Source organism: Agrobacterium sp. 22-210-1, from assembly GCF_053522525.1.
On the sequence record NZ_JBNWCI010000001.1, the window covers coordinates 1493987 to 1513615 of the forward strand.

18 protein-coding genes are annotated in these 19629 nt (G+C 59.0%); 10 read left to right on the forward strand and 8 right to left on the reverse strand.

Annotation, left to right across the window (positions count from 1 at the left end; all coding sequences use genetic code 11):
* Window positions 1–99: 99 nt before the first annotated feature.
* From ACQZ5F_RS07485 to ACQZ5F_RS07510, 6 genes are all read left to right on the forward strand, one after another.
* Complete coding sequence (locus ACQZ5F_RS07485; RefSeq protein ID WP_046798855.1) at window positions 100–714, forward strand: hypothetical protein; 615 nt, start codon at window positions 100–102, stop codon at window positions 712–714.
* A 206-nt stretch (window positions 715–920) separates the two neighbouring features.
* On the forward strand, window positions 921–1949 hold the full coding sequence (locus ACQZ5F_RS07490) for an adenylate/guanylate cyclase domain-containing protein (RefSeq protein ID WP_052820378.1): 1029 nt from the start codon (window positions 921–923) through the stop codon (window positions 1947–1949).
* A 152-nt stretch (window positions 1950–2101) separates the two neighbouring features.
* Window positions 2102–3460: an esterase-like activity of phytase family protein gene (locus ACQZ5F_RS07495; protein WP_225245269.1), complete on the forward strand. Its 1359-nt coding sequence runs from the start codon at window positions 2102–2104 to the stop codon at window positions 3458–3460.
* Window positions 3461–3618: 158 nt separating this feature from the next.
* Complete coding sequence (locus ACQZ5F_RS07500) at window positions 3619–3966, forward strand: YunG family protein (protein ID WP_046798852.1); 348 nt, start codon at window positions 3619–3621, stop codon at window positions 3964–3966.
* Window positions 3967–4070: 104 nt separating this feature from the next.
* The gene (locus ACQZ5F_RS07505; protein ID WP_225339953.1) at window positions 4071–4418 is read left to right on the forward strand and encodes a hypothetical protein; all 348 of its coding nucleotides are present in this window, start codon (window positions 4071–4073) and stop codon (window positions 4416–4418) included.
* Window positions 4419–4591: 173 nt separating this feature from the next.
* The gene (locus tag ACQZ5F_RS07510) at window positions 4592–5248 is read left to right on the forward strand and encodes a DapH/DapD/GlmU-related protein (RefSeq protein ID WP_225339954.1); all 657 of its coding nucleotides are present in this window, start codon (window positions 4592–4594) and stop codon (window positions 5246–5248) included.
* 15 nt (window positions 5249–5263) lie between these two features.
* On the opposite strand, the gene ppx is transcribed toward ACQZ5F_RS07510, so the two are convergent.
* The 4 genes from ppx to ACQZ5F_RS07530 all read right to left on the reverse strand — a co-directional run bounded on the left by ppx (window position 5264) and on the right by ACQZ5F_RS07530 (window position 10975).
* Window positions 5264–6787, reverse strand: coding sequence for an exopolyphosphatase (gene ppx, locus ACQZ5F_RS07515; RefSeq protein WP_046798850.1), 1524 nt, complete (start codon window positions 6785–6787; stop codon window positions 5264–5266).
* Window positions 6784–8982, reverse strand: a complete 2199-nt coding sequence (locus ACQZ5F_RS07520) for an RNA degradosome polyphosphate kinase (protein ID WP_046798971.1) — start codon at window positions 8980–8982, stop codon at window positions 6784–6786. The genes ppx and ACQZ5F_RS07520 overlap by 4 nt, the downstream gene beginning before the upstream one ends.
* A 104-nt stretch (window positions 8983–9086) precedes the next feature.
* Window positions 9087–9815 (reverse strand): DnaA regulatory inactivator HdaA, encoded by a 729-nt coding sequence (hdaA, locus tag ACQZ5F_RS07525; RefSeq protein ID WP_080842175.1) that lies wholly within the window; start codon window positions 9813–9815, stop codon window positions 9087–9089.
* Window positions 9816–9817: 2 nt separating this feature from the next.
* On the reverse strand, window positions 9818–10975 hold the full coding sequence (locus ACQZ5F_RS07530) for an AI-2E family transporter (protein WP_046798848.1): 1158 nt from the start codon (window positions 10973–10975) through the stop codon (window positions 9818–9820).
* Window positions 10976–11250: 275 nt separating this feature from the next.
* Between ACQZ5F_RS07530 and ACQZ5F_RS07535 the strand changes: the two genes are divergently transcribed.
* The 4 genes from ACQZ5F_RS07535 to ACQZ5F_RS07550 all read left to right on the forward strand — a co-directional run bounded on the left by ACQZ5F_RS07535 (window position 11251) and on the right by ACQZ5F_RS07550 (window position 14981).
* The gene (locus ACQZ5F_RS07535) at window positions 11251–12045 is read left to right on the forward strand and encodes a class I SAM-dependent DNA methyltransferase (protein WP_225339956.1); all 795 of its coding nucleotides are present in this window, start codon (window positions 11251–11253) and stop codon (window positions 12043–12045) included.
* 123 nt (window positions 12046–12168) lie between these two features.
* Window positions 12169–13242 carry a phosphoribosylformylglycinamidine cyclo-ligase gene (purM, locus tag ACQZ5F_RS07540; protein WP_052820373.1) on the forward strand — a complete coding sequence of 358 codons (1074 nt, stop codon included), beginning with the start codon at window positions 12169–12171 and terminating at the stop codon, window positions 13240–13242.
* Window positions 13239–13913 (forward strand): phosphoribosylglycinamide formyltransferase, encoded by a 675-nt coding sequence (gene purN, locus ACQZ5F_RS07545; protein ID WP_052820372.1) that lies wholly within the window; start codon window positions 13239–13241, stop codon window positions 13911–13913. The genes purM and purN overlap by 4 nt, the downstream gene beginning before the upstream one ends.
* A gap of 132 nt (window positions 13914–14045) precedes the next feature.
* Complete coding sequence (locus ACQZ5F_RS07550) at window positions 14046–14981, forward strand: omptin family outer membrane protease (RefSeq protein WP_448730567.1); 936 nt, start codon at window positions 14046–14048, stop codon at window positions 14979–14981.
* A 79-nt stretch (window positions 14982–15060) separates the two neighbouring features.
* Here the strand turns inward: ACQZ5F_RS07550 and ACQZ5F_RS07555 are convergent, their stop codons facing one another.
* From ACQZ5F_RS07555 to ACQZ5F_RS07570, 4 genes are all read right to left on the reverse strand, one after another.
* Complete coding sequence (locus tag ACQZ5F_RS07555; protein ID WP_225339958.1) at window positions 15061–16014, reverse strand: peptidoglycan-binding domain-containing protein; 954 nt, start codon at window positions 16012–16014, stop codon at window positions 15061–15063.
* A 143-nt stretch (window positions 16015–16157) separates the two neighbouring features.
* The gene (locus ACQZ5F_RS07560) at window positions 16158–16769 is read right to left on the reverse strand and encodes an NUDIX domain-containing protein (protein WP_046798842.1); all 612 of its coding nucleotides are present in this window, start codon (window positions 16767–16769) and stop codon (window positions 16158–16160) included.
* A 21-nt stretch (window positions 16770–16790) separates the two neighbouring features.
* Window positions 16791–17387, reverse strand: coding sequence for an NUDIX domain-containing protein (locus ACQZ5F_RS07565; protein ID WP_225339959.1), 597 nt, complete (start codon window positions 17385–17387; stop codon window positions 16791–16793).
* A gap of 11 nt (window positions 17388–17398) precedes the next feature.
* A complete protein-coding gene (locus ACQZ5F_RS07570) occupies window positions 17399–19603 on the reverse strand; it encodes a molybdopterin-containing oxidoreductase family protein (protein WP_225339960.1) in 2205 nt (734 codons plus the stop codon).
* Window positions 19604–19629 lie beyond the last annotated feature (26 nt).

Below are 19629 nucleotides of genomic sequence, written 5' to 3' on the forward strand. Positions count from 1 at the left end.
CGCTGGAGAGTTTCCGCTTTGACTGGAACTGCTCTACCCCAATTTTGCCCGTATCGCGTTCCATCTCTTTGCCGATGTTTGCGCTTTGAGGGTCTTTCCATGAAACCTGCCCGCACGCCGCTGCTGGTCGCCCTTCTGGCGGCCGCAGGTATTCTCCCCATCCCTGCCGCCCTTCCCGCCCGCGCCGACGACGGCAAGGTCGACCTTCAGGGCGAATGGACGACCGACTGCCTGAGGATCGGCAAGAGCGACTGGCACGGCGTCATCACCCGCATCACGATACGCGGCGACCGCATGCACGCCGTTTCGCAGATCTATGCCCGCAACGGCTGCCAGCAACCCACGGTGCAGGTGCGTTACGAAGGCACGCTGGATGGCGGTCTGAAAGAGCACGACAGCCTGCTCTTTGCCCATACCGTCACCTCGATCACCATGACGCCGAACGACGCAGACGTCGTTGCGCACTATAATGGCGACCCGAAAGGCGTCGGCTGCGGCCTGAGCGGCTGGAAGGAGAACACCCCCTTTAATGTCGAAGGCAGGACCTGCGCGGCCGCCAACTTCGCCGGCAAGGGAGATACCCTGTTCGACCGGGCATGGATCGACGGCAACCGGCTGCGTTTTGCCGCCTTTCCCGTCGAATGGTCCAACCGGTCACCGGACGACCGGCCGCAATCCCCGCTTGAAACGGTCTATTACAGAACATCATATTAGACGTAACGCGGCATCGGTGCCCGTTTTGCGGCAACAGGGCAACAACCTTTCCAATCCTTCATGTGACCTTACCGAAAGGTCACTTTTTGCAGCGCATTTTCCACATTAATGTCGCATATGACCGCAACAGAAGCTTCGCAGACGGGAGCGGCCAGTTCTTCCTTCCCGAGACCCAAGGCTTCCCTTCCCGAGACCCAAGAACCGACATGAGAAAATTGCTGCCCATTCTGGATTACGTGGTGCTCTTCGTTGCCGTGGCCGGCGCCGGGGTGGCCTACGCCTTTCTGGAATATGGCGGCGGCGCGCTGATCGGCGCGACCTATGCGCTATTTGCCTGCGCACCCATTCTCGCTTTTGAGCGCGGTTACATCATGCCCGGCCTGTCGCGGCGGGTCAGCGCATTGCCGACACCGGTCTATATCGCCGTCGGTCTGATCATCTATGCCGTTCTCGTTTTTTGTGGTTTCGGGCTTGGCGGCACCATCCTGTGGCTGAGCGGGATATTTCCCGGCACCTGGAAACGGGCGGTGCATGCCGAAGTGCAGACGCTCGTCTTCACCCTCATCGTCTGCGGCATCATCGTTTTTATCATGCGGGTGCGTGAACTTCTTGGCCGCGACATCTTCATCGATCTCATTCTCGGGCGCTATCGCCGGCCGGTCAGCGAAGACCGCGTCTTCATCTTCATCGATCTTGTCGGCTCCACCTCCTTTGCCGAAACCAACGGCGACCTGAAGGCCCAGGAGTTTCTCGGCGAAATCTTCGCGAGCTATGCCGCACCGGTCAGGAAACACGGCGGCGTCATCGATGACTATATTGGCGACGCCGCCATCATCACCTGGCCCTATCACATGGCGATCAGGCGGGCGGCCTGCGTGCGCTGTGTCTTCGATATTCTGGCGACCATCGAAGAAAAACGCGACATGTGGATTTCCCGCTTCGGTGAAGTGCCGCGCCTGCGCTTTGCCATCCATGGCGGGCCTGTCATTACCGCAGAAATCGGCGTCGACCATCACAAGATCACCTATTTCGGCGATACGGTGAACACGACCTCGCGACTCGAATCACTGAGCAAAATGCTCGGCCACCCGGTGCTGATTTCCGCCGACCTTGCCCATCAGCTGGTGCTTCCAAAGGGTGTGCGCAGCGAATATCTCGGCGAACACGCGGTCAAGGGCCGTGGCCAAACGCTGGGTGTATGCACGCTCAGCCAGTATCAGGCCCCTGCCGCATAAGGGCAATTGGCTGGAAAATGCCGCGCCGTACTGTTTGGATACGGCAGCCGTCATCAAAATTCATCAAAGCTTCAAACGACAATCACCTGCCTGTCATGCGGCGACCCTATCGCCTCAATCCTGTCTTCAACAGGTATCGAGGGGTCTCCATCATGAAGCACATTCTTTTCGCATCCTGCGCGGTTCTCGCGCTCGCCACCGCATCGCACGCGGCTGAGAAGGAGTTTCCGGCAAAGCTGGTCTCCCACGCCATTCTGCCGGCCAACACCATCATCGCCGCACCGGCCGATGCGCCGGAGCACCTCAAGACGTCCGCCAAGTTCACCACGGCAGACCGCAAGCGCGCTGAAGGCCTCGGCACCGTGCCCGGCAAGGACGGCGTTCGCCCGACCGGCCTTTCCATGCCGTTCAACGGCCAGCCGATGCAGGGCTTTTCCGGCATCAAGGCAATGCCGGACGGCAGCTTCTGGAGCCTTTCCGACAATGGTTTCGGTTCCAAGCTGAATTCCAGCGACGCCATGCTGATGCTTCACCATCTGAAGTTCGACTGGGATGCCGGCAAGGTCAACGCGCTTGAAACCGTCTTCCTCTCCGACCCGGACATGAAGGCACCGTTCCCGATCGTTCTGGAAGGCACCGCAAAGCGTTACCTGACGGGCGCCGATTTCGATGTCGAATCCATTCAGCCGGTTGCCGATGGTTTCTGGGTGGGCGAGGAATTCGGTCCTTACATCCTGAAATTCACACGTGACGGCAAGCTGACCGACGTCATCGCCACCAAGGCCGGTGACATCGAGGTGAAGTCCCCGGATCACCCGGCTCTGGCCCTGCCCGGCAACCCGACGCAGAAAATGCCCGCCTTCAACCTGAAACGATCAGGCGGTTATGAAGGCATGGCGCTCTCCAAGGACGGTTCGAAGCTCTACGGCCTGCTGGAAGGCCCGCTCTACACCGCTGACGGACAGGTAGAGAAAACCGAAGACGGTTCGACCGGCCTTCGGATCATCGAACTCGACACCGCCAAGAAAGAGTGGACCGGCCGCACCTGGCTTTATCCGCTGGCGGAAGGCGGCGAGGCGATCGGCGACTTCAACATGCTTGATGACGCGACCGCTCTTGTCATCGAGCGCGACAACGGTGCCGGCACCGCCGACAAGGCCTGCGCCGACCCCAAGGCTCCGGCCGCCGACTGCTTCGCCCGGGCTTCCAAGGTCAAGCGCATCTACAAGATCGAATTTAACGACACCAATGTCGGCAAGGCCGCGCGCAAGATCGGCTATATCGATCTTCTGAAGATCTCCGATCCTGATAACAAGAAGCGCCAGGGCGGCGGCAACGGTTATTACGACATGCCTTTCGTCACCATCGAGAATGTCGACCGCGTTGACGCCACGCACATCATCGTCGGCAACGACAACAACCTGCCCTTCTCGGCCGGCCGCGCGCTGGACAAGGCTGATGATAACGAATTCGTCCTCCTTGAAGTCAAGGATCTGCTCGACGCCAAGTAAGCAAAACGGTGCCGGAACTGGTTCCGGCACCACCCGCGCGACCGCGCATATTCAACAGGGCGGAGCGTCCTTGCAGCCTCCAGGGGAGGCGCGGCGCTCCGCTTTTTTCTAGTCATGCCTGACCCGGAGCCCGGCTCCGAAACGGGAAAGACCCCTTCATGCAGGATCATGCCGAACGACTTTATTATGCGCTGAGGAAAAGCTGGTCGGGCGAGACCAGCAGCCTGTGGTCGCGGGAAAACCCCGCCCGCGGACAGGGCAGCGTTACCGCCCTGGTGGTTCAGGATATTTTCGGCGGTGAGATCGCCAAAACCGCCGTCAGCGGCGCCGATCATTTCTACAATATCGTCGATGACATTCGCTGGGATTTCACCTTCGCCCAGTTTGATATTCCAGTCGGTTATCAAGACAGGCCTGCCACCCGCACCGAAGCGATGGCAAAGATCACACCACTGCAATATGCCTATCTCAGCGCCTGCATCAGGAAGGCGTTGGGGCACGGTTAATCCACTTTAAAATGCATTGATCCCGGCGTTTCCCGCAATGCGGACACAATCCATGACATATGATCGGGCAACGAAACGAGGCGCACCAAGAGGAGAAATGCCCCGTGAATGACAGCTGCCCCATCCTGACACCCGCCGAACAGCAAGCCCAGGATATATTTGAACAAACAGAAGAAGCGATGATGGCTGCAATTTACGCGGCGCTTGAGCGGGCCAGCACGAAGGCCGCCGAAGAACTTCAGGCCATTGGCTCCGATATCGAGCCTCCCGCCTATGAATATTTTGTCGCCACCGCGCATCAGCAGCTCTTCCTGCGACTATGCGGAGCCGACGGGGAAACATTCGAAGGCGGGGACCCTGAAGTCGCATCCCATATCATCCGGAATGCGCAGAACATATCCGACCATTACTGGAACAAGAGCCAAGCGAAGGCGGATGAAACTCACGACTGACGGCAAATGCCTTCTGCGTGATTTTCTGTCTGAACGCAGGGTGTTGCGCGACACGAGTGGCGTACAGGGTTGATCTTTAATAGGAGCAACCGGCGCAACCGGGTCCTCTTAAGATTTACCGTCACAAGTCCTTCATCATCTCCGGATAGGCAGGCGCAAATCCGGAGACTGACATGGATTCGACCGCGCAATTCAATCGCCCAAAGATCGCCGAAACCGTTGTCCATTCGACAGCGAGCATCAGGGATTCAAGCATAGGCAAATGCTGTGAAATTTTGGCGGATATGGCGCTGAACAATGCCGAGCTGGGGGACTACTCGTATCTCGGCCCCCGTTGCATGGTTGGTGATGCGACGATCGGAAAGTTCTGCGCCATTGCCGCGGAGGTCAGGATAGGCGCTCCCAACCATCCGATGGACCGGCCATCCATGCATCGTTTCAGCTACTGCCCGGAATATTACTCGGCGGATGCCGTTCGCGACGACGCGTTTTTCGACCGGCGAAAGCAGGACCGCGCCGTCATCGGCAACGACGTCTGGATTGGGCACGGCGTTATTGTGCTGCCGGGTGTAAAGGTTGGAGACGGTGCCGTGTTGGCAGCCGGAGCGGTCGTTACCAAGGACGTGCCGCCCTACACCATCGTTGGCGGAGTTCCCGCGAAAATCATTCGCAAGCGGTTTTCGCAACCCATCGCGGAGCAGCTTGCCGCCATCGCGTGGTGGGATTGGCCGTTCGAGACGATCATGGCGCGGCTTGCCGATTTTCAGTCAAGCGACATCGAAGCCTTCTGCGAGCGTTGGACCCCGCCGGCAACGCCTATCGCAAAATAAAACTCTCCCGTTGCGTTACTCGAACACAAACGCCAGCCGCTTGCCCGTCAGTTTCGCCAGCTGCTGCAAACGCCCATCCAGACGCTCGCCGGCAAAATCGCAATAATCGTGCGGCACCACGAATTCCAGATCGAGATCGGGATTGGTGGATTTGCGGAATTTCAGGTGGTCGACAACGCCCGGCATCGAGGCCGAGAACAGGTAAACGACGCGTAGCAGGCCGCCGAGCAACTTGCCGAGCTCCAGCAGCCGGTCGCCCGCCATGGCCGCCAGCGGCTCGGTGGTGCCGTTGTCGTTCAGTCCCTCGAAGCGATAATAATTGGCGAGCGCAATATAGGCACGGCCCGGATGGGTGATGGCGACGAAGGAGGAATGGGCGATGATGTTGAGTGCTTGCAGGCCGCGATAATCCGGATGGGCGCGCCAGCTGATATCGGCGAGAAGGCAGGCTGCCTGGCGGTAACGGCTTTCTTCTTCCGTCTCGTCGATGCCGAAGACAGGAAAGGTGCGGCCGCTCCAGTCCGCCAGTTCACGCGCATGTTCGGGCGAACGGGCACGCAGAATGGCAAGTTCGTCGGCCGTGACCAGCAGCGGGTCCAGATCACGCTCCGTTTCCGTCAGCAGCGAATAGAGATAACCTTCACGCACGCCCTGCGCGGAGAAGGCGATCTTTGCCGGCTTCATCACCTTCAGAACCTCACGCATGGCGATGGCGCCGAAGGGCAGAAGCGAACGGCGGTTCTTGGAAACTGCCTGCCAGGCCGGATCCTTGCTGTCCCTGGAGAGAATGACCTCCTCCAGAAAATTCAGCATTTCCTCCAGCGGCAATTCATATCCCTGCATCATATGCAGCGGGTAACCGGTGATTTCCATATGCAGCTTGGCGATGTTTCGCCAGGTGCCGCCCACGGCATAAAAGGTGCGCCCCTCACCCGCCGTCAGCAGCTTTGCAAAGGATTTGACGTGTTTTCTGGCAATGGTCGCTGCTTTTTCGAGCGAACCATCCGATTGCTCGGAAAGCCTCAGGCCACCGAGCGGCAGCGTAATGCCCTCGCCGCAGCTTTTGCCCTTGATGTCGATGAGTTCGAGCGAACCTCCGCCCAGGTCGCCGGCAATGCCATCCGGATCATGGAAGCCGCTGATCACCCCATAAGCGGAATAAAGCGCTTCCTTTTCACCTGACAGCACTTCGACTTCGCAGCCGAGAATGGCTTCTGCCTCGCGGATGAAATCCGGACCGTTTTCCGCTTCACGCGCCGCCGCCGTCGCCAGCACGTAAAGTTCCTGCGCCTGCGCCTGTTCGGAAAGCGCGTGGAAGCGCCTGAGCGCCATCAGCGCCCGGCTGACACCTTCCTCATGCATGCGGCCCGTCAGCGCCAGTCCTTTGCCAAGGCCGCAGAGGACCTTTTCGTTGAACAGCACCGCGGGGGCGCGGGAGAGACCTTCATATACGACGAGACGAACGGAGTTCGAACCAATATCTATGACGGAAACGGGGGCAAGGCCGGTCAGCCGCCCCTGTGCTTCTGATCGAGTCATTCAGCCTGTTTCTTGCGGGAAGAAATCAACCCGGCAATCAATTTGGGCGCACTGGATTTCAAGGCTTCACCACGTCCGGAAAGGCTGGGATTGGTCATGAAATAGTGCTGCGCGTTGAACGGTTCTTCGCCTTTACGCACCTCGATGCGCCTCGACGTTCCGTCCGCAAGTATCTCGTAGCTCTGCTGGTTGTCAATGAGATTGCCCAGCATAATCTGTGAAAGAACCTGCTCGTGCACGGTGGGGTTGGTGAGCGGCACCAGCGTTTCGACACGGCGATCAAGGTTGCGCGGCATCATGTCGGCCGAGCCGATATAGACCAGCGCCTTGTCGGACGGCAGCCCGAAACCGTTGCCGAAGCAGAAAATCCGGCTGTGCTCGAGGAAGCGGCCGACGATCGATTTCACGCGGATATTGTCCGACAGTCCCGCCACCTGCGGACGCAGGCAGCAGATGCCGCGTATCACCAGATCAACCTCCACACCCGCCGCACTGGCGCGGTAAAGCGAATCGATGATCTCAGGATCAACCAGCGAATTCATCTTCATCCAGATCGCCGCCGGCGCACCGCGCTTGGCATGCTCGATCTCTTCGTTGATGTGCTTCACGATGCGCGAGCGCAGCGTATAGGGCGAAATCGCCAGCTTCATACCCTCTTCCGGCTCACCGTAACCGGTGATGAAATTGAAGATATTCGCCATGTCGTGGGCGATCTTCGGGTTGCAGGTGAAGAAGGAAAGGTCAGTATAAATCTTGGCGGTAATGGGGTGATAGTTGCCGGTGCCGAGGTGGCAATAGGTTCTAAGCTTGCCATCCTCGCGGCGCACCACCATTGACATCTTGGCATGAGTCTTCAGTTCGATGAAACCGAACACCACCTGCACGCCGGCACGTTCCAGGTCGCGCGCCCAGCGGATGTTGGCTTCTTCATCGAAGCGCGCCTTCAATTCCACCAGAGCGGTGACGGACTTGCCGGCTTCGGCCGCATCAATCAGCGCACGGACGATCGGGCTGTCATTGGAGGTACGGTAAAGCGTCTGCTTGATGGCGAGGACTTCAGGATCACGCGCTGCCTGCAGCAGGAACTGCACGACCACATCGAAGCTTTCATAGGGGTGGTGAACCACCATGTCCTTTTCGCGGATGGCGGCAAGGCAATCGCCGGCATGTTCGCGCACGCGCTCGGGGAAACGGGCGTTGTAAGGCTCGAATTTCAGGTCGTCGCGCGGCGCGCGCACGATTTCCGAAATGGTGTTGAGCGCGAGAAGACCGGGCAGAACCGCGACGCGATTGTCCGGCACGCCAAGCTCATGCACCACGAACTGACGCAGCGACTGCGGCATTTCGCTGTCGGTCTCGATGCGGATGACGGAGCCGCGACGGCGGCGCTTCAGCGCGCTTTCGAAGAAACGGACCAGATCTTCCGCCTCTTCCTCCACCTCGATATCGCTGTCGCGGATGATGCGGAAGGTACCGAAGCCGCGAACGGTGTAGCCCGGATAAAGCCGGTGGATGAACAGGCCGACCACATCTTCGAGCGTGATGTAACGAATGGCGTTCTTGTCATCCGGCAGGCGCACGAAGCGGTCGAGTGCGGGCGGCAGGCGCAGCAGCGCCGTCATAGGCTCGCGGCCGTTGACGCTGTCGAGCTGCAGGCCCATCGAGAAGCCGAGGTTGGGAATGAAGGGGAACGGGTGCGCGGGATCGATGGACAGCGGCGTCAGCACCGGGAAAATGCGCTCTTCGAATTCGGTGCCCAGCCAGGTGCGGTCGGCATCGGACAGTGCGGCAGGCCGCACGACGAAGATTTCTTCCTTGGCGAGATATTGCTGCAGCACGGCGAGCGAGGCCTGCTGCTCCATCTGCAGATTGTCGATTTCCTTCAGAATGTCTTCCAGCTGCTCGGCGGGCGTCTTGCCATCCGGCGTCCGGACGGTGATCTTCTGGCGAACCTGGCCTTCGAGGCCGGCGACGCGGACCATGAAGAATTCATCGAGATTGGCGGCAGAGATGGAGAGGAAACGCAGCCGCTCCAGAAGCGGATGATCCGTATTCAGCGTTTCTTCGAGAACGCGGCGGTTGAACTGGAGCCAGGAGAATTCGCGGTTCACAAAACGGGCGGGGCTATCCCAGAGGCTCTCGCCCTCGGTCACCGGCTGAACCTTGTTGAAGTCTTCCTGCGCGATAGCGTCCATGCCCTGTTCCATCCCCTGACCTGTTTCCGTCCCGTGATCCTGTTGCATCGCGTGATCGTCCTTCTTGCCCGTATAACAGTTTGACGACGGAACTGTGACAGTCGTCAATCGACGTCCAGCCCGCCGCCCGCCGCTGCGCTGTCCATCATATTGAGGACTTCCGCCGCCAGCGGGCGTGTTATTCTCGTTCCGCGCGCAAGCGCCAGCCTGTCGATGCGGTCCACAATCGTCTGGGCCGTATCGAGCGAGCGCTCCATTCTATTGACGATGTAACCTATGAGTTTGTCATCCATGTAAAGCTGCCGGTCCGCGAAGAGTTTTACCAGCACCTGCGCCAGCAGCCCTTCATCCGGCTCACCAGTCTCCACCACCGTCACAGCCTTCAGGCGTGAGCGCAGATCCGGCAGCGTCACCGGCCACGCCGCCGGCCATTGCCGACTTGTCATCAAAAGCGTCGTGCCGTGCTGGCGCACGCTGTTGATGACGTGGAAGAGTTCGGTATCGTCAAAACCGCGGCGGTCGGCATCCTCGAAAAGAACGGGTCCGCTCTCAGCCGCGCGCGCGGCATCGCCGCCGGCCTGCGGGTGGATATCCCGGGCTCCGGCGATGTTTTTCCAGATATTGGCGAGATGCGATTTTCCCGAACCGGGCGGCCCGGCCAGCACGACGACCGGCGCGCGCCAGTTCGGCCATTCATCGACAAGGCTGACGGCGGCCGCAAGCGACGCGGACACAAGGAGATCGTCCCTGCCGGAGGCGGCCTGGTGTGAAAATGCGAGCGGCAGCTGCTCGGCCTTCGACCGGGCGTTATCGGTTTTGATTGGGTCAGTCATCGTCAGCCCTGACCATCCACCTTGGCGGAGGACGTTTCCTTTTCTTCCAGGCCAGGATTGGCTTCCCAGGGAAGATTGGCAGCGTGTCCGTGATAGAGATCGCTTTCAAGATACCGCGACAATGCAAAGCGGACAAGCACGCCGACGGCGGCGGCCGCCGGAACCGCGACCAGTAAGCCGACGAAACCGAACAATGCGCCAAAGGCGAACAAAGCGAACATCAGCCACACCGGATGCAGACCGACGCTTTTGCCCACGAGCTTCGGCTGCAGGATATTGCCTTCGATGAACTGGCCGGAAAAGAACACGGCGAGCGTCAGAAACACATAGATGTAATCCGGCCAGAACTGCACGATGGCGACACCGACGGCAAGGATGAGGCCGACCATGGAGCCGATATAGGGAATGAAGCTGATAAGGCCGGAGAAGAGACCGATCAGCAGGCCGAAATTCAGGCCTACCAGCGACAGGCCGACGGCATAATAAACACCGAGAATGATGCAGAGCGACCCCTGCCCGCGCACGAAACCAGCGATCGTCTTGTCCATGTCGCGGGCGATCTGGCGGACGGTATGCACGTAGTCGCGCGGTATCCAGCTATCGACCTTGTCGATCATCCGGTCCCAGTCGAGCAGCAGGTAGAAGGCGACAACGGGGGTGACGACTAGCAGCGACACGACATCGACCAGCGATTTGCCGGAATTCCAGATCTGCGTCAGCAGGGTGCCGATGAAACCGGCGCCTTCGGTGAGGAGCTTGGAGAAATTCTCCTTCACGGCGTCGATCTGGCTGCTGACCCAGTCCGGCAGCAGGTTGGTATCGGCACCGGCAATCAGCTGCTGCAAGGACGAGATATATTGCGGAATACGGGTGATGAATTCCGAGGCCTGGGCGGCGATGAGCGGAATGATGATGATGAGCGACAGCGCGAAGATCAGCACGAAGGAGACGAGAATGACGACCGTCGCCATCAGCCGGTTGAGACCGCGACGCTCCAGCCAGTCGGCAACCGGGTCAAGAAAATAGGCAAGCGCCATGCCCGCCACGAAGGGCAGCAGAATGGAGCTGAAGACCATCAGGAAAAGGACAAAGACGGCAAGCACGCCGATCCAGAAAAACACCTGCCGGCGCAGGCTCATACCGCTTACATGGGGTTGCATTCATTCATCCTCTTGTCGCCGTGCCGTCACCGCCCAAGATGGAAATAGGATGCCCATATGCACATGGTCAAGACCGCCGCGGTTGCGCACAGGCCACAGGCGACCGCAGGCCTGACCATCTTTTTCCCATGCAGGCTCGTCCGGCCGGCAAAATCCCGCGTTTCCGGGGCTTCTGGCCGCAACGGCAGGTTGACCGACCGCCGATATTGGACAAATATCAAATAATAGTCGGGTGAGCCCGCAGCGCTCTGTCATGTCCGGCGACCGGAGGCACGATGCAAGGCACCAGTGAAAATGGCATCGCGGAACACAATGCCGGTCTTTTCGACCACCCCGACATTGCCGAGTGGTACGACAACCAGCAGCTTTACCCTGCCGAACGCATCATTCTCGACCAGTTTCGGCATGCCTATGCCGGCAAACGGCTGCTTGATCTTGGGGTCGGCACCGGAAGGACGACGAAACCGCTCCTGCCGCTGGTGGGCGATTATATCGGCATCGACCGTTCGCAACCCATGCTGGCGCGGGCGCGGCACAATTTCCCGACAGCCACCTTTCTCGACATGGATGTGCGGGCGATCGGACAATTTGATGCGGAACGCTTTGACTGCGTGCTCGGGGCGCTCGCGATTTTAAGCGCCTTCGGCCATGACGATCGGCTCGCCATCATCCATGCCATCAGCCGCATTTTGGCGCCCGGCGGTTATTTCATCTTCTCGTTTCATAACCGGCAGTGGAAACGGGCCGGCGGCATGCCGTTGCACCGGCGATCCTGGCACCCGCGGGAAGTGGTGAATTCGCTGCATCCGCAAAGCTGGATCAACTATCTGCGCCTGCAGCCGGCCACCCGGCAGACGCCTGAATATGCCATTCTGGTGGATCAGGCGCATCGCTGGAGCGGCCTGTTTTATTTCATCGACCTTGCCACCCAGACCCGCCAGCTGGAAACGGTGGGCTTCGAAATCGTCGCCCGTTTCGGCGAGAACGGCCGACCGATCGAGGAAAATTCCGATACGTCCAATGACGGCCTGCTCAATCTCGTCTGTCGCATCGGTTATCCGGCATCATGAGCGCCTCACATCGCAAGCCCTGCCAAAGCCGTTAAAAACCGGAGCTTTTGCCACTCAAACCCTTGCATAAGGCCCCGTGCCGTGCGAATGGCGACGCCAAAGGAACCAGCGGAGACGAGAGCCATGAGCCAGTCGGGCAAGAACGGTCTTACCTATAGTGACGCAGGTGTGGATATCGACGCCGGCAATCTGATGGTCGAGAAGATCAAACCGGCGGTGCGCTCGACACGGCGTCCCGGCGCGGATGGTGAGATCGGCGGCTTCGGCGGCCTGTTCGATCTGAAGGCAGCTGGCTTTACCGATCCGGTTCTGGTGGCCGCCAATGACGGCGTCGGCACCAAGCTGAAGATCGCCATCGACGCGGATTATCACGACACCGTCGGCATCGATCTTGTCGCCATGTGCGTCAACGATCTCGTCGTTCAGGGCGCCGAGCCGCTGTTCTTCCTCGATTATTTCGCCACCGGCAAGCTGGACCCGGATCAAGGTGCTGCCATCGTTTCCGGCATCGCCGCCGGTTGCCGCGAATCCGGCTGTGCGCTGATCGGCGGCGAAACCGCCGAGATGCCCGGCATGTATTCCGATGGCGACTATGATCTCGCAGGCTTTGCGGTTGGTGCGGCCGAACGTGGGCAACTTCTGCCGGCCGGCGACATTGCCGAAGGTGATGTCATTCTCGGCCTGTCTTCTTCCGGCGTTCACTCCAACGGCTTTTCGCTGGTACGCAAGATCGTTTCGGTTTCCGGTCTTGGCTGGGACGCCCCTGCCCCCTTTGCCGAAGGCAGGAAGCTTGGTGAAGCACTTCTGACACCGACGCGCATCTATGTGAAGCCGCTCTTGAAGGCGATCCGCGAGACCGGCGCGCTGAAGGCGTTGGCGCACATTACCGGCGGTGGTTTTCCGGAGAATATTCCGCGTGTTCTGCCCAAACATCTCGCCGCCGAGATCGATCTCGACGCGATCAAGGTTCCGGCGGTCTTCTCGTGGCTGGCAAAGACCGGCGGCGTCGAGGCCAAGGAAATGCTGCGCACCTTCAATTGCGGCGTCGGCATGATCGTGGTCGTTTCGGCTGAAAATGCCGGCAAGGTCACCGACGCTCTTACAGCGGAAGGCGAAACCGTGTTCCCGCTCGGCCGTATGGTCGCCCGGCAAGAGGGCGCGCATGGCACGATCTACAAGGGTGCTCTCGGCCTATGATGCGCGCCGCCTTGTCGTCCGGTCGCACACGTGTCGTCGTTTTCATCTCCGGCAGCGGCTCCAACATGGTGTCGCTGGCGAAAGCCTGCCAGGCGGCGGATTTTCCGGCTGAAATCGTCTGCGTCATCTCTGACAAGGCTTCAGCGGGCGGGTTGGAAAAAGCCCGGGATCTCGGCATTCCGACGCTCGTCTTCGAACGCAAGACCTATGCCAGCAAGGCCGAGCATGAGGGCGCCATTCTTGCCGCACTCGGCGAAATCGCGCCCGACATCATTTGCCTTGCCGGTTACATGCGGTTGATATCCGGGGAGTTTATCGCTCCCTATGAAGGCCGCATCATCAATATCCACCCTTCCCTGTTGCCGCTTTTCCCCGGTCTCAACACCCATCAGCGCGCCATCGACAGCGGTATGAAGATTTCCGGCTGCACCGTGCATTTCGTGACCGAAGGCATGGATGAAGGCCCGACCATCGCTCAGGGCGCTGTTCCCGTCCTTTCCGACGATACGGCCGAGACGCTCGCGGCGCGGCTCCTGAGCATCGAGCATCAGCTTTACCCACTCGCCCTGAAGCGACTTGCAGAAGGCAAGGTGCGGATGGAAGGCGGTAAAGCCGTCTTCACGGGCAATGAAAGTAAATCCGAGTATTCCAGTCTGATTTCCACTTTCTGATAAAGGCACCACTAAAGTACAACAATACTTAAAGTGGTATTTCCGGCAAAATAAACCGATCATTTACCATAATCATCTCTAATGCCTGCAACGGCCCCGTATTTCGGGCCCTCCGGTCATTCAGGAGCGATTATGCCATTTTCGAGATTTTCCCTGCCGCTTTCGGCAATTTTGCTGATGAGCACCAGCCTGCCACTCGCCGCCGAACAAAGCGGCATTACCGCCTCGCTGGACGCCGGTGTTCTCAATCTCAGGGCAACTGAAACCGTTCATATCGGCGGCAGCAAGCTGAGCGAGCTGGAATGGGAAACGAAAAACGCCATGGCGCTGCGCGGCTCTCTCGGGCTTGAGCTTGCACCCGGCTGGCGCGTCAAGGCGGAAGGCCGCGTTGGCTTCGAGGGCGACGGCTACATGACCGACTATGACTGGTATCGACCGTTTTCCCGTGACACCTCCAAGAACAACTGGGCCAGTCGCTCCCAGCACGATGACACCCGGCTTGACCACTATTTCTCAGGCAGTCTCGAACTCAATCGCATGTTGCTGGACGATCCGCAGCAATATCTGAGCGCAGGCGTGGGTTTTCGCTATACGGATGTGCAATGGTCGGCCTATGGCGGCAGCGCCGTCTACAGCCTTTTCTCTCGAAGAGATCTGAATATCAGGTTCAAGGACGGTGAAAAGGGCATTACCTATCGCCAGCAAATTCCCGCCTTCTACGGCAACCTGACCGGCGGCCAGAGATTCGGCAACTGGTCGCTCAATGCTGGCCTGGAGGGCGGCGCGATGGTTTTTGCCAAGGCGACGGATGATCACTGGATGCGCGATATGCGCTTTACCGACAAATTCGACGTTGCCGGCATGTTCGGGGTGAAGGCGGGTGTTGCCTATGACCTGACCCAGAATGCCTCGATCTATATAGATGGCGCCTATGAATATACCAGCCTCGGGCGCGGAGACACGCATTATAGCGGCGCGGGCGCCGGGAACATGACATCGGAAAAGAATGCCGGCGGCGGCGACCTGCAGTCGATTTTCGTGGGCGCTGGTATCAAGGGCCGGTTCTGACACCCAATGAGGTCCGCCCAAAAACCGCGCCTCGTTAAAGGCGCGGCTTTAATTTATGGGCACAGTGCCCAGCCAGCATCTAAAACCAGTCCTGCTGCCAGACATAATCACGGTAGGCCCATGGCGGCGTGTTGGCCAAGGTTGCCTTGGAATATATCTTCAACAATTCGGCACCGAAGGTTGAAGCACCAGGAACAAGCCCAACTTCCCATTGAAAATGCCACCATTCCGCACCGAGATAATCGCCACCCTTCTCGAAGGCTGCGCGTGCGCGGATCGGTTTGAAACCGTTCTTGGCAAAAAGGGCGGTCAGGTCGAGGAAATGACCCGTGACGGACACTCCCTTGACGCGGTTCTTGTTGGTCACGACATCGGCGATCGTCTGCTGCGGCGGCAAAGCACCTTTTTCAGCCTTATCCTGCCAGCAACGGGCATAAACATTGTAGCGACGCTCACCGATACGCTGAGCGACATAGGCGTCGGTCGCCGGATCCTGCATGCCGCTCCAGATGAAAAGATCGAGCGCCCGCCCTGAGTAGTGAAAGGAAGTGGCGCTGCGGTTTTTGCTGACCGTGGCGTTCAAATCGCGGATGCCGCCGGAAGATGTCACCAATCCACCCTGGCGATGGACCTCATCGCTAACCTGCCGGTAAGCCATCATCACATCGCTGCGAAGTTTGACCTGTCTATAGCCCTTTTCTTTGCCGGAACCGAATTCGTTTGTAGGGCAACTCTCCACGCTGTAACCCGCAGGCGATCCAAGTGACATTGGCGACGACAACTCACGCTGCCTTATCGCGAACTCTTTTTCGAGTGCAGCAAGCGTCACCGGCCCAACACGACCGTCTTCGTAAAGCCCACTATGCGCCTGAAAAGACAGAACTGCCTCTTCCGTATCCGCACCGAAGACGCCGTCCGTCTCGAGGCTTTCGTAATCGGCAGAAGCCGATTTACGCCCTTCGAAATGCAGAAAATTCAAAATTTCCTGGACAGCTTGCACGGCACTGCCGCGCGAACCTTTTTCCAAAATCATAGCCAGCCCCCAGCCGCTTGTGAACCTAGACACGACAAGCTTATCTGGGTTGATAAATTAATCAATAACAATCTTTAATTGAATTTAAAGTAATTTAGAGTATAATATCGGAAACATTATTTGTTTTCGCATAGTCTTTAATATTAAAGGCTGTGACGGTTGAGCATTGCCCATTGCAGCAGGATAATCGTCTTGGAATCGGTAATTTCACCGGACGCGATCATCGCAAAGGCTTCGTCGAGACCGTAAGTCAGAACTTCCAGATCCTCGCCTTCGCTTTCTAGGCCGCCGCCGTGACCGGCCTGCACGTCGAGATCGATATGCGCAACGAAAAGGCTGACCTTTTCCGTCAATGTTCCGGGGCTGGCATACATGTCGAAGAGATAATCGACCTTCTCGACCGCGTAGCCGGATTCCTCCATCGCCTCACGGCGAATGGCGTCCGCGGCATTGTCGTCATCGAGAAGGCCTGCCGGCACTTCGATCATGAAGCTTGGATCGCCGTTTACGAAGGCGGCGGGGCGGAACTGGCGCACCATCACCACGCTGTCGCGCTTTTTGTCGTAAAGCAGAATGGCGGCGGCGCTGCCGTGGTCGTGCACTTCGCGCACGATGCGGATCGTTTTGCCATCCGGCATGCGCTGGTCGAAAATAAGCTTCTGCATATGCACGAAGCCCTTCCAGACCGTCTCTTTTTCCACCAGCCGTATTCTGTCCGCCTCGCCGGCAGCAGCCATTTTCAATGAACGGTCCATAATCACTCCGTAGGCAATCCCTCAGATGGAAAGGGACACTTTGTTCAGGGCCGCCCATTGCAGCAGCATGATCGTCTTTCCATCGCAGATATCGCCGGTTTCTATCATTTTCATCGCATCCGCCAGTGAAAACTCCAGAACCTCGATGTCCTCGTCCTCGTGTGCGGCACCGCCGCCCTCCTCCAGCCGGTCCGATGAATCGATGATGGCAGCAAAAAAGTGCAGAATTTCGGTCACGGAACCGGGTGACATGAAGGACTTGAACAGAAACCGCACATCTTTCACGACATATCCGGTTTCTTCCATGACTTCGCGGCGAATGGCCTCGGCCGGGTCGTCACCGTCCAGCAAGCCGGCGGGCGCCTCCAGAAGCCAGCCGTGATAGCCGTTCACATAGGTTGGCACGCGAAACTGCCGCACCAGCACCACCGTCTCGCGACGCGGATCGTAAAGCAGGATGGTCGCGCCATTGCCGCGATCATAGGCCTCGCGCCGGATGACTTTCGTTTCACCCTTCGAATTGGTGTAATCATAGGTGATGTTGCGGAGATGATACCAGTTCTTCGAGAGCGTCTCGTCTTTCAGAATTTCAATCTTCACATTGTCGAACTTGCTCATTCCATGTCCCGTCAGTCTTTGCGCAGCCAAACCTTGTTGTCATGGAAAGCCGCGCCACCATAGGGGGCAACGGCATCGGCGCCGGTGAGAACATTGATGCCCTCGCCATCCAGATGCGCCTTGTTGGGCCACAACCCTTCGGCAATCAGCACGCCTGACCTGGCACCCTCAACAATCTTCGCATGGAGGCGTACTTCGCCGCGTGCATTGCCAATGCGGATGACGTCGCCATCGGCGATACCGTGACCGGCGGCATCGTCGGCACAGATCATCAATTCCGGGCGGCCTTCCTTCTGTACGGAGGTTTTGGTTTCCGCGAAGGTGGAGTTCAGGAAATTACGCGCCGGCGATGTCGCCAGTCGGAAGGGATGATCCGCGTCGGCAACCTCGATGACATCCACCTGATCCGGGAATTTCGGAAACTCCGATACCGGCCCCATGACACCGATATTTTTCGGCGGTTTGTTCGGAGACGGCCCCGTTGCCCAGTCCGGGCTGAACCGGAACTTTCCGTCGCCATAACCAAAGCCCTCGAGATAATGCGCCACCTCGAAAGACGGCTGCGCATCGATCCACTTCTCCTCCGCCAGCGTGTCGAAATCACCCCAACCGCTGACTTTCAGCATGCGGTCGACATGGTCACGGGCCGAAAGGCCGAAACCCGGCATATGATCGACGCCGAGGCGTTTCGCCAGTTCCTCGATGACGAAAAGATTGGTGCGCACCGTTTCCGGCGGCTCCACAAGTTTGGGCCCAAGCAGAATATGGTTCTGGCCGCCGGCGCGGTAGATATCGTCATGTTCGAGGAACATGGTGGCCGGCAGCACGATATCGGCCATATCGGCCGTCTCGGTCATGAACTGCTCATGCACGGCGACGAAAAGATCGTCGCGCAGGAAACCCTGCTTTACCAGCCGTTGTTCGGGCGCGACATTGACGGGATTGGTGTTCTGGATGAGCAGCGCCGTCACCGGGCCGCCGTGGCGCAGCGCATTGGCATCGCCCGTCAGCACGGGGCCGATCTGCGACTGGTCGAGCTGGCGCACATCGGGGTCGGCATAGGCAGTGCCCATCAGCTCCGCCTTGTTGAGCCGGAAAATATCACCGTTATTGTGGAACGCGCCGCCACCCTCATATTGCCAGGAGCCGAGCACGGTGGCGATCGACAGGGCGGCGTGCATGGCGACCGCGCCATTGCGCTGGCGGGCAAAACCGTAACCCAGCCGGAAGAACGTCTTTTTCGTCGTGCCGACGAGCCTTGCGAAATCCTCGATCTCGTCGACGGAAAGACCTGTAATCTCCGACGCCCATTGCGGCGTCTTTGTCTTTAGATGTGCTTCCAGTCCTGCCGGATCATCGGCGAAGCGCGCCATGTAGTCGCGGTCGGCATAACCATCGCGGAAGGCGATGTGCATGATGGCGCAGGCGAGTGCTGCATCCGTGCCCGGGCGAACAACGATGCGCATATCCGCCTGCTTCATCGTCGGATTGTCGTAGATGTCGACGACAACGATCTTCGCGCCACGTTCCTTACGGGCCTTCACCGCATGGGTCATGACATTGACCTGCGTGGCCACCGCATTGGTGCCCCAGATGACGACGACATCGGCCTTGCCAATCTCGCGCGGATCGGGACCACGCAGCGCACCGGTGCCCATCACGTAACCCGTCCAGGCCATGTTGGTGCAGATCGATCCGAAGAAGCCCGAATATTTCTTGGCGTGGCGCAGCCGTTCGATGGAATCGCGCTGCACCTGCCCCATGGTTCCGGCGTAGAAATACGGCCAGATGGCCTCTGCGCCATGCCGGGCTTCCGCCTTGACGAAAGCATCCGCCACCTCGTCCAGCGCGGCTTCCCAGGAAATCTCCTGCCAGTCTCCGGCTCCTTTGGCGCCCTTGCGGCGCTTCGGGGTCAGCAAACGGCCGGGATGATAGATGCGCTCGGAATACCGCGCCACCTTGGCGCAGATCACGCCGGCGGTGTATGTATTGCTATTGGCGCCGCGCACGCGGCCGATGCGGCCTTCCGCATTGATATCGACCTCCAGCGCGCAGGCGCTCGGACAGTCATGCGGACAGACGGTGTGGCCAACGCGGGCTTCGGTCTTGTTGGTGGCTTTTTCAGCGGAAATCGGGGTCGCAACGTTCATGGCTTTTGTATATTGCATCAATGATGCGGCCAAAAGGCCGAAGTGACGTCCATCAAGAATATTCATCCTGACCATCTGCAAGCGAGACCCAT

Coding starts and splice junctions, on each gene's coding strand:
- ppx (WP_046798850.1), bottom strand. CDS start 6,787: ATGACTCGATCAGAAGCACAGGGGCGGCTGACCGGCCTTGCCCCCGTT.
- ACQZ5F_RS07495 (WP_225245269.1), top strand. CDS start 2,102: ATGAAGCACATTCTTTTCGCATCCTGCGCGGTTCTCGCGCTCGCCACC.
- ACQZ5F_RS07530 (WP_046798848.1), bottom strand. CDS start 10,975: ATGCAACCCCATGTAAGCGGTATGAGCCTGCGCCGGCAGGTGTTTTTC.
- ACQZ5F_RS07535 (WP_225339956.1), top strand. CDS start 11,251: ATGCAAGGCACCAGTGAAAATGGCATCGCGGAACACAATGCCGGTCTT.
- ACQZ5F_RS07565 (WP_225339959.1), bottom strand. CDS start 17,387: ATGAGCAAGTTCGACAATGTGAAGATTGAAATTCTGAAAGACGAGACG.
- ACQZ5F_RS07500 (WP_046798852.1), top strand. CDS start 3,619: ATGCAGGATCATGCCGAACGACTTTATTATGCGCTGAGGAAAAGCTGG.
- ACQZ5F_RS07550 (WP_448730567.1), top strand. CDS start 14,046: ATGCCATTTTCGAGATTTTCCCTGCCGCTTTCGGCAATTTTGCTGATG.
- hdaA (WP_080842175.1), bottom strand. CDS start 9,815: ATGACTGACCCAATCAAAACCGATAACGCCCGGTCGAAGGCCGAGCAG.
- ACQZ5F_RS07490 (WP_052820378.1), top strand. CDS start 921: ATGAGAAAATTGCTGCCCATTCTGGATTACGTGGTGCTCTTCGTTGCC.
- ACQZ5F_RS07560 (WP_046798842.1), bottom strand. CDS start 16,769: ATGGACCGTTCATTGAAAATGGCTGCTGCCGGCGAGGCGGACAGAATA.
- purN (WP_052820372.1), top strand. CDS start 13,239: ATGATGCGCGCCGCCTTGTCGTCCGGTCGCACACGTGTCGTCGTTTTC.
- ACQZ5F_RS07570 (WP_225339960.1), bottom strand. CDS start 19,603: ATGAATATTCTTGATGGACGTCACTTCGGCCTTTTGGCCGCATCATTG.
- ACQZ5F_RS07520 (WP_046798971.1), bottom strand. CDS start 8,982: ATGGACGCTATCGCGCAGGAAGACTTCAACAAGGTTCAGCCGGTGACC.
- ACQZ5F_RS07555 (WP_225339958.1), bottom strand. CDS start 16,014: ATGATTTTGGAAAAAGGTTCGCGCGGCAGTGCCGTGCAAGCTGTCCAG.
- ACQZ5F_RS07485 (WP_046798855.1), top strand. CDS start 100: ATGAAACCTGCCCGCACGCCGCTGCTGGTCGCCCTTCTGGCGGCCGCA.
- purM (WP_052820373.1), top strand. CDS start 12,169: ATGAGCCAGTCGGGCAAGAACGGTCTTACCTATAGTGACGCAGGTGTG.
- ACQZ5F_RS07510 (WP_225339954.1), top strand. CDS start 4,592: ATGGATTCGACCGCGCAATTCAATCGCCCAAAGATCGCCGAAACCGTT.